Here is an 11,337-nt window from a genome sequence, read left to right as displayed (position 1 = left end):
TATTTCTGTATTATTTCGTGTCTATAACTCTCTAAAATTTAGTGAGTTACATTCTACTGGAAAAATTAAGATAAAGGAAATATATGCCTACAATCAATCAATTGATTCGTAAAGAGCGTAAAAAAGTAGTTAAGAAATCAAAATCTGCTGCTTTAAAAGCTTGTCCACAGCGTCGTGGTGTTTGTACTCGTGTTTACACAACTACACCTAAAAAACCTAACTCGGCTTTAAGAAAAGTTGCGAAAGTTAGATTAACTACAGGTATTGAGGTAATCTCATACATTGGTGGTGAGGGTCACAACCTTCAAGAACACTCTATCGTACTAGTACGTGGTGGTAGGGTAAAAGATTTACCGGGTGTTAAGTATCACATTGTTCGTGGTGCATTAGATACTGCTGGTGTTGCTAACCGTTTAGTTGCTCGTTCTAAATACGGTGCTAAAAAACCAAAAAAATAATTTAAAATAGTTCAAAGATAGCTGCAGGGCACTGTTTAAAGTGTTTTGAGTAAATTTTTTGAAAAAAATTGAAGACAAGGAAAAATAAATGAGAAGAAGAAAAGCTCCGGTTCGTGAAATCATGCCAGATCCAGTTTATGGAAGCAAAGTTTTAACGAAATTCATTAACAAAGTAATGTTAGATGGTAAAAAATCTACAGCAGAAAAAATTATCTATGGTGCATTAGATGCAATCTCTGCTAAAGGTGAAAAATCAGGAATCGATACATTTAATGAAGCTATTGAGAATGTAAAACCTATCATTGAGGTTAAAAGTCGCCGTGTTGGTGGTGCTACTTATCAAGTTCCAGTAGAAGTACGTCCAGTACGTCAACAATCATTAGCTATCCGTTGGTTAGTTGATGCTGCGAGAAAAAGAAACGAAAGAACAATGGCTGAGAGATTAGCTAATGAGTTTATGGATGCTGCAAGCGAAAAAGGTTCTGCATTCAAGAAAAAAGAAGATACTTACAAAATGGCTGAAGCAAATAAAGCATTTGCTCACTACCGTTGGTAATATATAAGGTAATTTAAAAATGGCAAGATCTCATAAATTAAGCGATGTAAGAAACATTGGTATTGCTGCTCACATTGATGCTGGTAAAACAACAACAACTGAGCGTATCCTTTTCTATACAGGTGTTGAGCATAAAATCGGTGAAGTTCACGATGGTGCTGCAACAATGGACTGGATGGAGCAAGAACAAGAGCGTGGTATTACAATTACTTCAGCTGCAACAACTTGTGAATGGGCTGGAAAACAAATCAACATTATCGATACTCCGGGACACGTTGACTTCACTATTGAAGTTGAGCGTTCTATGCGTGTACTTGATGGTGCTGTATCTGTATTCTGTGCTGTTGGTGGAGTTCAACCACAATCTGAAACTGTTTGGAGACAAAGAAACCGTTATGGTGTACCTTCAATCGTTTTCGTAAACAAATATGACAGAACTGGTGCAGATTTCTATGAAGTTGAGCGTCAAATTCGTGATCGTCTTAAAGGTAACCCGGTTCCTATTCAATTACCAATCGGTGCTGAAGATAAATTCGAAGGTGTTATCGATCTTGTAAAAATGAAAGAGATTGTATGGGATGAAGACGCTGCTATGGGTTCTGCTTACCATACTCAAGATATCCGTGCTGATTACCAAGACAAAGCTGAAGAATACCGTGAAAAAATGATCGAAGAGATCTCTGCTGTTGACGGTAATGAAGAGTTAATGGAAAAATTCTTAGAGGGTGAAGAGATCTCTGAAGATGAGATTAAAGCTGCTATCAAGCGTGCTACAATCGCTATGCATATTGTTCCAATGACTGTTGGTACTGCATTTAAAAACAAAGGTGTTCAAACTTTACTTGACGCTGTTGTAGATTACCTTCCAGCTCCAACTGAAGTACCAGCTATTAAAGGTACAATGATGGATGATGAAACTCAAGAAGTTACTGTTCCATCAACTGATGATGGTGAATTCGCTTCATTAGCATTCAAAATTATGACTGACCCATTCGTTGGACAGTTAACATTTATCCGTGTATACCGTGGTTCATTAGAAGCTGGTTCTTATGTTCACAACTCTACAAAAGATAAAAAAGAGCGTATTGGTCGTATCATGAAAATGCATGCTATCAAACGTGAAGAAGTTAAAGAAATTTACGCTGGTGAAATCGGTGCGGTTGTTGGTCTTAAATATACAACAACTGGTGATACTCTTTGTTCTGAAAAAGATAAAGTTGTATTAGAGAGAATGGACTTCCCAGAGCCGGTTATCTCTGTTGCTGTTGAGCCAAAAACAAAAGCTGACCAAGAAAAAATGGGTATTGCTCTAGGTAAACTAGCTGCAGAAGATCCATCTTTCCGTGTTAACACTGATGAAGAAACTGGTCAAACTATTATTTCTGGTATGGGTGAGTTACACCTTGAAATTATTGTTGACCGTATGAAGCGTGAGTTTAAAGTTGAAGCTGAAGTTGGTGCTCCACAAGTATCTTACCGTGAAGCTATCAGAAAAGAAGTTGACAAAAACTATAAATACGCTAAACAATCTGGTGGTCGTGGACAATATGGTCACGTTGTATTCAAACTTAAACCAGGTGAAGCTGGTACAGGTCTTGTATTTAACAACGAAATTAAAGGTGGTGTTATCCCTAAAGAGTACGTTCCTGCTATTGAAAAAGGTATGGAAGAGTCTATGAAAAATGGTGTACTTGCTGGTTTCCCAATTGAAGATGCAGAAGTTACATTATACGATGGTTCTTACCACGAAGTTGACTCGAATGAGATGTCATTCAAAATCGCTGCTTCAATGGGATTCAAAGAAGCTGCTCGTGAAGCAGACGCTGCAATCCTTGAACCAATTATGAAAGTTGAAGTTGAAGTACCAGAAGACTATATGGGTGACGTTATCGGTGACCTTAACCGTCGTCGTGGTCAAGTTAACAACATGGGTGACAGAAGCGGTAACAAAATCGTTGATGCATTCGTTCCACTTTCTGAGATGTTCGGATATTCTACTGACCTTCGTTCAAATACTCAAGGGCGTGCTACATACGCTATGGAATTTGATCATTACGAAGAAGTTCCAAGAAACGTATCTGAAGAGATCATCAAAAAACGTAACGGATAATCTATTATCCATTAAACCTCCTCTTTGGAGGTTTACTCCATTCCTTTTTCCCCTTTTTATAAATCGAAAATCTGCTATAATAGTGTAAAAAATCAATAGGTGATTCTATGCAGAAACTAATTTTACTTTATTTATTTACTACTATAATATTTGCGAAAAATCCAATCGTATATGCTGCTTTGGGAGATGTTATCTATAATAATGCAGATAAGATTGAAAAATTACATGAGATTGATGAGTTTAATATTTATGATGACAAAATCAATCAGTATGTTCAAAAAGTTAATAACGCAAAAAAAGAAGGTTTTAAAATAGAGCAGGGCGATAAGAGCATCGATAAAAAAGAGTACTTAACTACATTAAGAGCACTATCGAAAGAAAATGACTTTTTTTTAAGAGAATCAAAAAGAATGTATGAAGGTTCTTTAAAAAATGAGAATTCAAAACTGTTTTCACAACTTATTAATAGCGGTTTAATAGATGTTGAAGAGAATAAACAAGAGATTATCGATTATTATTTTATACATCAAGAAGATATTAACGCATCAGGTGTAATAGAAAATATTTTAGAAGAAGATGCAGCTTTAAAAGTAAGAAAAGAGGCTGAACTTAGAAAAACTAAATCTAAACAAGAACGCGAGTTAGAAAAGATTAAAAGAATTAGAGAAAAAGATAAAAGAGAACAAGAAGCATTAGAACAAAAACTGCAAAAAGAACTTGAGGATAAGAAAAAACAGTTGCGTCAAGAGCAAAAAGAGGAGCTTTTAAAAACTAGATAGTTTTTAGAACCAGTCAAAATCCTCATATTCACTCGGTCTTCCATTTAATGTAAGATAAGGCGTATATTCAGCCTTGTAGTTTAAAGAGGGACATCCTTCTACATAATAACCCAAATATATCCATTTTTTCTTATAACGCTTTGCAAACTCTATTTGTTTATATAAAGAGAGTCTTCCCAATGAGTATGATGCAAAATCTGGATCGTAATAAAAATAGATTGAAGAGATGCCGTCAGCCAAAATATCTATAAGATCTACTCCAATTAACTTGTCTTGAAAAAAATAAAGAACTTCATAACCAAAATCTTCATAGCCGCTAACAAAGGAGTTAAAATAATGATCTGGAGATGTTGCGTGATATTCCCATCCTTTTTTTTCATTCATATATTTATGATATTTGTCAAAAAGCTCTAAGTGTGTTTTTGTCATTGTAGGGTGTTGGAGTACGATAGAGATATCTTTGGATTTTTTCAGTACTCTACGAGCAGATTTCGAGAACATAAAATTATCTACGTCTATTTTTATACTTTGACACTCATGACACTCGGCACATATAGGTCTAAAATACATTTTTCCAAAGCGTCTATAACCGCGTTCTATAAGTTCTTGACAAGCATTAGCAGAACATTTGTCTATTACTTTATAGTGAGTTGTTTGTTCTTTGTTATCTAAATAAGAGCATTTATCTTCTAGTAAAAATTCTTTAAGTAAGTTCATAAGTGAATTTTGACATAATTTTGCTTTATTCAAAACAAAAGGTTGTGAATGGAATTTTTTTTAAAACATCAAACAGTTATTTTTAGAAGCTTAGGTGCCTTTTTACTTGTATTAGGTTTAGCTCTTTTTTTCTGGGCGGCACCGCAAAAAGCTATGACTGAAAATGAAAGAGCTGCAGCGAATTTGGCACGTATGGAAGCTGCAGTAAGCGGTACTAGTTCATCAGCATCATCTTCAAAACAATCTGCTAATCATTCGCAGATATCTGAAGCAATGATAGAAACACAGAAAAAACAGATAAGAATGTTAATGATTATGGTGATGGTGTTCGGTGCAGGATTTTTAGGATATAGCTTTTTAAAGAAAGGTGATAAAGAGGAGGAATAAATTACTTCTCTTTATTCATGGCAATCAATACCCCTTCAATCATCTTATCGATATCACCGTCTAGAATAGCAGGAACATTAGTATATGCTTCATTACTTCTTGTATCTTTTACTTGTTGGTATGGCTGCATAACGTAAGAGCGAATTTGATGTCCCCATCCAATTTCACTTTTTTCTATTCCTGCTTCTTTTGCTTTTTGCTCTTCAAGTTCCAGTTCATAAAGCCTAGACTTTAACATTTTCATAGCTGTAGCTTTGTTTTTATGCTGCGATCTGTCATTTTGACATTGTACAACAACACCAGTCGCGATATGTGTGATACGGATAGCAGATTCCGTTTTATTAACGTGTTGTCCACCTGCTCCACTTGCACGATACGTATCGATTCTAATATCTTTATCTTCAATCACGATATCGATATCGTCATCAATCTCAGGAGAGACCATAACGGAACTAAAAGAGGTGTGTCTTTTGGCATTAGAATCAAACGGCGAGATACGTACAAGTCTGTGGATACCGTTTTCCACTTTGAGATAGCCGTAAGCATTTTCCCCTTTGATGAGGATAGAGACATCTTTAATTCCCGCTTCCTCACCCGCTTGATAATCTAACACTTCAACTTTAAAGTCGTGTCTTTCAGCCCAACGTTTATACATACGAAGCAGAATACTTGCCCAATCTTGAGACTCAGTCCCACCGGCACCTGGATGAATAGAAAGAATTGCATTTGAAGCATCACTTTCTCCGCTGAGTAATACTTCGATCTCCATTGAACGGATTTGCTCTTCTAAGCTTGGTGCATCTTCAAAGAGAGCTTCAATTGAATCTTCATCGTTTTCCTCTTTTGCCATCTCATAAAGTTCAGCCGCATCCTCAACAGCAGAGTGCGCGATTTCATACTTATCTAATTTTCTTTGTAGCTGTGTTTTTTCTTTTTGAATTTTTGCAGCATTAGCAGCATCGTTCCAGAAATCAGGATTGTTTTCTAATTCTTCGATCTCATTTAATCGTGCTTCTATTTTATCGGGTTCAACAACACCTGTAATATTTTCCATTTTTATTTTAATATTTTTTAGAAGTTCAGTGTATTCGTAATTATCCATGATTATTCCATTTCTATATATGATGCAAATTAGTATATAATTGCGATTATATTATATTGGGACTTAAAATGAAGATTATTTCTGAGCCGCAAGAGTTAAAAGCTTATCTCAAAGAGCAGAATAAAACAATTGGATATGTACCTACTATGGGAGCACTTCATGAAGGGCATATCGAGCTTATAAAAAATGCAAGAAAAGAGAATGAACTAGTTGTCGTTTCTATCTTTGTAAATCCTACACAGTTTTTAAAAGGGGAAGACCTAGACAAGTATCCTCGCCGTGATGAAGCAGATAAGAAAATTTGTGAACTTGCCGGGGTAGATGTGATTTTTTTCCCGACCAAAGAGAATATCTACTTTGAAGATGAAGTGAAAATAGAAGCTCCCGAAGTAAGAGGTTACGTTTTAGAAGGTGCTACTCGCCCCGGACATTTTTCGGGAGTTCTTCGCATAGTGATGAAGCTTTTAAATATTGTCAATCCCACGCGTGCGTATTTTGGAAAAAAAGATGCCCAACAGCTCAATCTTATCCAATTGATGGTGAGACATTATTATATGGATGTAGAGATAGTTCCTATAAACACTGTAAGAGAAGCTGATGGTCTTGCAAGAAGCAGTCGTAATATCTATTTAACATCTGAGCAAAGAAAAGAAGCATTGAAAATATCTGCATCACTCTATGCAGCTTCAAAAATGATCTCAAAAAAAGAGTTTGATGTTCAAACTATTAAAGAAGAGATGCTCAAAATTTTAGAACCGCTTGAAATAGGCTATGTAGAGATAGTAAATCGTGAATTTAAACCTATAAATGACGTAGAAGTCGGTAATACAATTATTTTAGTTGAAGCAGTAGCGGGAACTACAAGGTTATTGGATAATATTTGGTTGTAGATACCCTTCTTCAACCATAATATCTACTGCTGCTTTAAATACAGGGACGGCAGTTTGTGAAGCAAACTGACTTCTTTTTGGCTGTATTACAACTACACCCATAGTATATTTATGCTTTTGATCATTGACCAAACCTATAAATGATGTGTTGTATTTATTTACATACTTGCCGTCTTCAACAATATGGGCAGTCCCTGTTTTCCCACCGATTATTAAACCTTCTGTAATTGTTTTTTGTCCTGTTCCATGCTCTACAGTTTTAATTAAAATATCTTTCATTCTTTGTGCAGTTGTACTTGTAATAGCTTCTACACCATTTTCATAGGGTACTACGTTTTCTTGATTGTATTCATTGATAAAAGAGTGTACTAATTTAGGGTAGACCATTTTCCCGTTGTTGTTAAATGCTGAATACGCACGAAGGAGCTGCATAAGATTTGCACGAATACCGTAACCGTAAGAACAGGTTGCTTTATAGATCTGATTTTCCAAACGTTTTGCACTTGGAATTGAACCTGTTTTCTCATATATCATATCTGGTGTAGAGCGTTTGGAAAAACCAAATCTTTTTAAACCGTCATTAAATTCAAAACCGGAGAGCTTCTGTGCCAGTTGGGCAATACCGATATTAGAAGAGTGAACAATTACATTTTCGGCACTTAACCAGTCAAATTTATGTTCGTCGGTAATTACTTTTCTACCCATTTTAAAGCGTCCATTGTGACCATTTACAAGGTCATAAGGGTTTACTAGTTTTTTTTCTAAGAGTAATGAGAAGGTAACAGGCTTTAGAACACTTCCAGGTTCGAAGCTGTACTCTATCATACCGCTGTTAAGTGAAGGGTAGTCGCTTTTTTTGATCTCCTTAGGGAGATATCGGTTTGAACTTGCCATTGCTAACACATCACCGTCTGTAGAATCCATAAGAGCTAACATGATCTGTTTTGCTTCAAGCTGCTCTTTCATTTTGTCCAACATTCTTTCAAATCTTATCTGTAGTGCTACTGGAATTGTGATCTTGATGTCCAGACCATTAATTTTGGGTTTAGTAAAACTTTGTTTATTTAAAATGATATAACTATTTACATCACGTTTGCCTCTTGAAAAACTGTCCTGTCTTGCAGAGAGTTCATCATCAAAACGTTTTTCTAAACCTTTGACACCTTTTACGAAAGTATATCCGTCATCTTCAAGTTTATGGGGATAACCAATAATAGGAGTAAGAAGCTTTCCATAGTTGTATTCTCTACTTTCACCACTTTCTATGACATTAAGGCCATGTACTGAGAGCAAACCTGTTCTAGGGTTTTTAAGAGACATGAAAACTTTAAAACGTCTTAGTTCACTTGCCAGTTTTTTTAAGTAATGTGCCTGAATCTGAGGGATGTTGTAACTTAAAACAACAACCCCTTTATTGGAATTGATTTTAGATAAGATCTCTTTTTTATCCATTCCAGAATAGATTGAAAAAAGTTGTACAAAGAGATCTTTTTTCTGCGGATCTATATAACGGGTATTGACTACAGCTTTAAAAAGTTTTTTCGTAGATGCAATATGGAAACCATCAGCACTTATGATATTTCCTCTAGAAGCCTTAGAACTATCAACAGTGAATTTTGAGGGAAGGTGTCGAGGATCAAGGACAGTAAACAGCATTACGGCTAAAAATACTAAAAAACCGATAAAAATAATTCCATATAAGAGGAGTATTTTTTTGCTTTTGTTTCTGCTGACCATTGAAAACTGAAGCTACTACTAGAGTTGTGTTCTGCTGATCTCTTTATATGCACTTAGTGCTTTATTTCTGATCTCTAACATTAATTTCATACTTGTTTCTGCTTTGCCGATAGCCATGGCTGCTTGATGAAGATCTTTTACTTGCCCTGTAGCAAGATCTGCAATAGCTTCTTCTTTGTCTTGTTGTATCTCATTTGCTTCGTTCAGAGCATCTTTTAAATGTTTTGCAAACTCGTTTGTTTGTGCATTACTAGAAGTTGCTTTTGCATTTTGACCTAATAGATCAGCAGTGGAAATATTTGAAATACCGTTTAAATTGTTAGCCATTTTTTACCACTTCCTTTATTGTAACAGTGATATTGCACTGTTTGCCATCTCTTTTGCACTTTCAAATGCAGCCACATTTGCCTGATAAGAACGTGTTGCTTCAACTAAATCGGCCATTTCTACAACGGGATTAATATTTGGATATGCAACATATCCATTTGCATCAGCATCCGGATGATTCGGCTCATATTTTAGCTGAGGTTTTGAATCATCCCTTGCAATCTTATCAACTATAACACTCATTATAGCAGGATTTACCTTTTTTCCAAATTGACCTTCATTAAGAGGATCTTCGTATGATGCACTTTGTGTCTGTTCACCTAAAGCTTTGTTATAGTAATCATTAAAGTTGATAGCTTTAAATACAACCTCTTTACGACGGTAAGGACCACCCTCATCTGTACGTGTTGTTTGCGCATTGGCAATATTTGAAGAAATTGTATTCACACGTACACGTTGCGCAGATAAACCGTATCCGCTGATGTCAAAGCTATTTAAAAAATTACTCATTATTTAAACCTTTATGATAGTTTCTGAGATGCATCAATTACAGACTTGAATATTGCACCATCTTTTTTGTCTGCCTGAATTAAAGCATTAAACATAATAGAGTTTTTACTCATCTCTGTTGTTTCTACATCAATATCTACACTGTTACCGTCATTTCTTGCCATATGACCGTCTCTATAAAAAAGTGTCGGTTTTAATGAACTGTGTTCTTGTGCCGGTTTCATATGTTTTGTATCTGTAGTTGCCATTTGCAGTTGATTTTGATCTTGTTGATAAAGTTCAGCTTTTTTAGCTTTGAGTGCATCTTCAAAACTGATATCACGAGGTTTATAATAAGGAGTATCAGCATTTGCTATGTTTGAAGCAATCATATCTTGACGTGCAGCACGATAATCAAGTGCTTTTTTTATCAGTACATTCGTTTTTGATATCTCTATACTCATAATAAACCTCTTAATAATTTTCTTATTACAAGCATTTTTTATTCCAATATTTGCAAATGTGATAAAAGTCATTAAATAGTAATAGGATTTTATTGAAAAAACAGATATTAAGCAATGTTTAAGTTCTATGGGCTCATAATTAGTTCTAAGGTTACAAGAGTAATCCCAATTTTTAATTTAAAGGAGTTCTTTATGAAAAGAGCTGGTTTTACAATGATCGAATTGATCTTCGTTATCGTTATTTTAGGTATTCTTTCAGCGGTTGCATTACCGAAATTCTTAGGTGTTGCAGAACAAGCTAACTTAGGTAAGTTAAAATCTTATGTAGGAACGCTAAATCGTACAGTTGCACCTGCATTATGGTCAGGAGCTGTGTCTGATGGTAATAATGGTGCTATTAACGGTTTAACATATGCAGAGTTACAAAGTCAAATCGCTACACCGGAAGTTGGTGACACAGCTGCTACAAACTTAGCTACAGGTTTAACTGCTGGTTTACCTCTTGCTTGTACAGCTTTTGCTTTACCTGCAGCTAATGATTATACAGATGCAGAGCTTCTTGCATGGGCTGCAGCTGGTACAGCAACTGTAGGTGGTGTTGTATATACTATCCGTTGTATGGACGGTTCTATGACTGCTGCACCTCATTTTGTTTTAACAGATGCAGCCAATACGGTAATTGTTAAATAACAAAATACAGAATTATTCCTAAGCACCTATGGCTTAGGAATAATACACACTGAAAACCAAGCTTCCCTTTTTAGAATCAATAAAAAACTTTTATTACTAATCAACTAATTAGAGATTCTTCCATCGTTAAATAATGTAAGGAAAAAATTATGAGAAATGGATTTACAATTATAGAATTAATATTTGTTATTGTTGTTTTAGGTATTTTAGCAGGTGTAGCCTTACCAAAATTTGGTCAAACAGCTGTACAAGCAATGGTTGCTAGTGGGAAAGCAGATGTCTCAGCTGTCCGTTCAGCTATTTTAGCTGAAAGACAAAAAAGAATTATTAAAGGGGATAGTACGTATATAACTCCTGCAAATTTAAATGCTGGAACTGGAGTCTTTGGTGGAGTATTGACTTATTCAAAACAAGATTCTACAGCACCTGGAAAATGGCATTTAGTAGCAACAACTGCAACAACATCTACGTATAATTATAATATCGATAATGTGAATGTAGTATTTAACTATTATCAAGTGGATACAACTGTAGGTGCTACACTATATAAAGCAGGAACTTTTACATGTAATCCTGGGACTGAAGCTACACAAGCAGAAAAATATTGTGCACGAATGATCTACTAATTAGC

At 35.3% G+C, this 11,337-nt stretch carries 14 protein-coding genes; 8 read left to right on the top strand and 6 right to left on the bottom strand.

All coding sequences use genetic code 11. The features are described 5' to 3' along the window. The first annotated feature begins 83 nt into the window (after nt 1–83). The 4 genes from rpsL (at nt 84) to P6N22_RS06190 (ending at nt 3,903) form a co-directional block, all read left to right on the top strand. Nucleotides 84–458, top strand: a complete 375-nt coding sequence (gene rpsL, locus P6N22_RS06205; protein WP_280331226.1) for a 30S ribosomal protein S12 — start codon at nt 84–86, stop codon at nt 456–458. Between the two features lie 88 nt (nt 459–546). After that, a complete protein-coding gene (rpsG, locus tag P6N22_RS06200; RefSeq protein WP_280331224.1) occupies nt 547–1,014 on the top strand; it encodes a 30S ribosomal protein S7 in 468 nt (155 codons plus the stop codon). Between the two features lie 19 nt (nt 1,015–1,033). Further along, nucleotides 1,034–3,124: an elongation factor G gene (gene fusA, locus P6N22_RS06195; RefSeq protein ID WP_280331222.1), complete on the top strand. Its 2,091-nt coding sequence runs from the start codon at nt 1,034–1,036 to the stop codon at nt 3,122–3,124. 107 nt (nt 3,125–3,231) lie between these two features. Beyond that, on the top strand, nt 3,232–3,903 hold the full coding sequence (locus P6N22_RS06190) for a hypothetical protein (protein ID WP_280331220.1): 672 nt from the start codon (nt 3,232–3,234) through the stop codon (nt 3,901–3,903). Nucleotides 3,904–3,906: 3 nt separating this feature from the next. On the opposite strand, the gene P6N22_RS06185 is transcribed toward P6N22_RS06190, so the two are convergent. Next, the gene (locus tag P6N22_RS06185; protein ID WP_280331201.1) at nt 3,907–4,620 is read right to left on the bottom strand and encodes an arginyltransferase; all 714 of its coding nucleotides are present in this window, start codon (nt 4,618–4,620) and stop codon (nt 3,907–3,909) included. A gap of 48 nt (nt 4,621–4,668) precedes the next feature. Here P6N22_RS06185 and P6N22_RS06180 point away from each other — a divergent pair, with 48 nt between their 5' ends. Beyond that, nucleotides 4,669–5,007, top strand: coding sequence for a hypothetical protein (locus tag P6N22_RS06180; RefSeq protein ID WP_280331199.1), 339 nt, complete (start codon nt 4,669–4,671; stop codon nt 5,005–5,007). Nucleotide 5,008: 1 nt separating this feature from the next. On the opposite strand, the gene prfB is transcribed toward P6N22_RS06180, so the two are convergent. Next, complete coding sequence (gene prfB / locus P6N22_RS06175) at nt 5,009–6,109, bottom strand: peptide chain release factor 2 (RefSeq protein WP_280331197.1); 1,101 nt, start codon at nt 6,107–6,109, stop codon at nt 5,009–5,011. Nucleotides 6,110–6,177: 68 nt separating this feature from the next. Between prfB and panC the strand changes: the two genes are divergently transcribed. Continuing rightward, nucleotides 6,178–6,999: a pantoate--beta-alanine ligase gene (panC, locus tag P6N22_RS06170; RefSeq protein ID WP_280331195.1), complete on the top strand. Its 822-nt coding sequence runs from the start codon at nt 6,178–6,180 to the stop codon at nt 6,997–6,999. Here the strand turns inward: panC and P6N22_RS06165 are convergent. The 4 genes from P6N22_RS06165 to flgB are packed head-to-tail and all read right to left on the bottom strand — an operon-like array spanning nt 6,976 to nt 10,016. Then, on the bottom strand, nt 6,976–8,736 hold the full coding sequence (locus P6N22_RS06165; RefSeq protein WP_280331193.1) for a penicillin-binding protein 2: 1,761 nt from the start codon (nt 8,734–8,736) through the stop codon (nt 6,976–6,978). The two genes, panC and P6N22_RS06165, sit on opposite strands and share 24 nt — an antisense overlap. A gap of 18 nt (nt 8,737–8,754) precedes the next feature. Beyond that, nucleotides 8,755–9,063 carry a flagellar hook-basal body complex protein FliE gene (fliE, locus tag P6N22_RS06160; protein WP_280331191.1) on the bottom strand — a complete coding sequence of 103 codons (309 nt, stop codon included), beginning with the start codon at nt 9,061–9,063 and terminating at the stop codon, nt 8,755–8,757. 15 nt (nt 9,064–9,078) lie between these two features. Next, nucleotides 9,079–9,573 carry a flagellar basal body rod protein FlgC gene (gene flgC / locus P6N22_RS06155; RefSeq protein WP_280331190.1) on the bottom strand — a complete coding sequence of 165 codons (495 nt, stop codon included), beginning with the start codon at nt 9,571–9,573 and terminating at the stop codon, nt 9,079–9,081. A gap of 11 nt (nt 9,574–9,584) precedes the next feature. After that, complete coding sequence (gene flgB, locus P6N22_RS06150; protein WP_280331188.1) at nt 9,585–10,016, bottom strand: flagellar basal body rod protein FlgB; 432 nt, start codon at nt 10,014–10,016, stop codon at nt 9,585–9,587. A 192-nt stretch (nt 10,017–10,208) separates the two neighbouring features. Between flgB and P6N22_RS06145 the strand changes: the two genes are divergently transcribed. Together P6N22_RS06145 and P6N22_RS06140 are read left to right on the top strand one after the other, a co-directional pair. Continuing rightward, complete coding sequence (locus tag P6N22_RS06145; protein WP_280331186.1) at nt 10,209–10,706, top strand: prepilin-type N-terminal cleavage/methylation domain-containing protein; 498 nt, start codon at nt 10,209–10,211, stop codon at nt 10,704–10,706. A 149-nt stretch (nt 10,707–10,855) separates the two neighbouring features. Beyond that, nucleotides 10,856–11,332 (top strand): type II secretion system protein, encoded by a 477-nt coding sequence (locus P6N22_RS06140; RefSeq protein ID WP_280331184.1) that lies wholly within the window; start codon nt 10,856–10,858, stop codon nt 11,330–11,332. Nucleotides 11,333–11,337 lie beyond the last annotated feature (5 nt).

The sequence above is a fragment of the Sulfurimonas sp. C5 genome, from assembly GCF_029872055.1.
In the GTDB taxonomy this organism is placed as follows: domain Bacteria; phylum Campylobacterota; class Campylobacteria; order Campylobacterales; family Sulfurimonadaceae; genus Sulfurimonas.
This window is presented reverse-complemented; position numbering and strand designations above follow the sequence as displayed.

Coding starts and splice junctions, on each gene's coding strand:
- prfB (WP_280331197.1), bottom strand. CDS start 6,109: ATGGATAATTACGAATACACTGAACTTCTAAAAAATATTAAAATAAAA.
- flgC (WP_280331190.1), bottom strand. CDS start 9,573: ATGAGTAATTTTTTAAATAGCTTTGACATCAGCGGATACGGTTTATCT.
- P6N22_RS06145 (WP_280331186.1), top strand. CDS start 10,209: ATGAAAAGAGCTGGTTTTACAATGATCGAATTGATCTTCGTTATCGTT.
- flgB (WP_280331188.1), bottom strand. CDS start 10,016: ATGAGTATAGAGATATCAAAAACGAATGTACTGATAAAAAAAGCACTT.
- rpsG (WP_280331224.1), top strand. CDS start 547: ATGAGAAGAAGAAAAGCTCCGGTTCGTGAAATCATGCCAGATCCAGTT.
- P6N22_RS06190 (WP_280331220.1), top strand. CDS start 3,232: ATGCAGAAACTAATTTTACTTTATTTATTTACTACTATAATATTTGCG.
- panC (WP_280331195.1), top strand. CDS start 6,178: ATGAAGATTATTTCTGAGCCGCAAGAGTTAAAAGCTTATCTCAAAGAG.
- P6N22_RS06165 (WP_280331193.1), bottom strand. CDS start 8,736: ATGGTCAGCAGAAACAAAAGCAAAAAAATACTCCTCTTATATGGAATT.
- rpsL (WP_280331226.1), top strand. CDS start 84: ATGCCTACAATCAATCAATTGATTCGTAAAGAGCGTAAAAAAGTAGTT.
- P6N22_RS06180 (WP_280331199.1), top strand. CDS start 4,669: ATGGAATTTTTTTTAAAACATCAAACAGTTATTTTTAGAAGCTTAGGT.
- P6N22_RS06140 (WP_280331184.1), top strand. CDS start 10,856: ATGAGAAATGGATTTACAATTATAGAATTAATATTTGTTATTGTTGTT.
- fusA (WP_280331222.1), top strand. CDS start 1,034: ATGGCAAGATCTCATAAATTAAGCGATGTAAGAAACATTGGTATTGCT.
- fliE (WP_280331191.1), bottom strand. CDS start 9,063: ATGGCTAACAATTTAAACGGTATTTCAAATATTTCCACTGCTGATCTA.
- P6N22_RS06185 (WP_280331201.1), bottom strand. CDS start 4,620: ATGAACTTACTTAAAGAATTTTTACTAGAAGATAAATGCTCTTATTTA.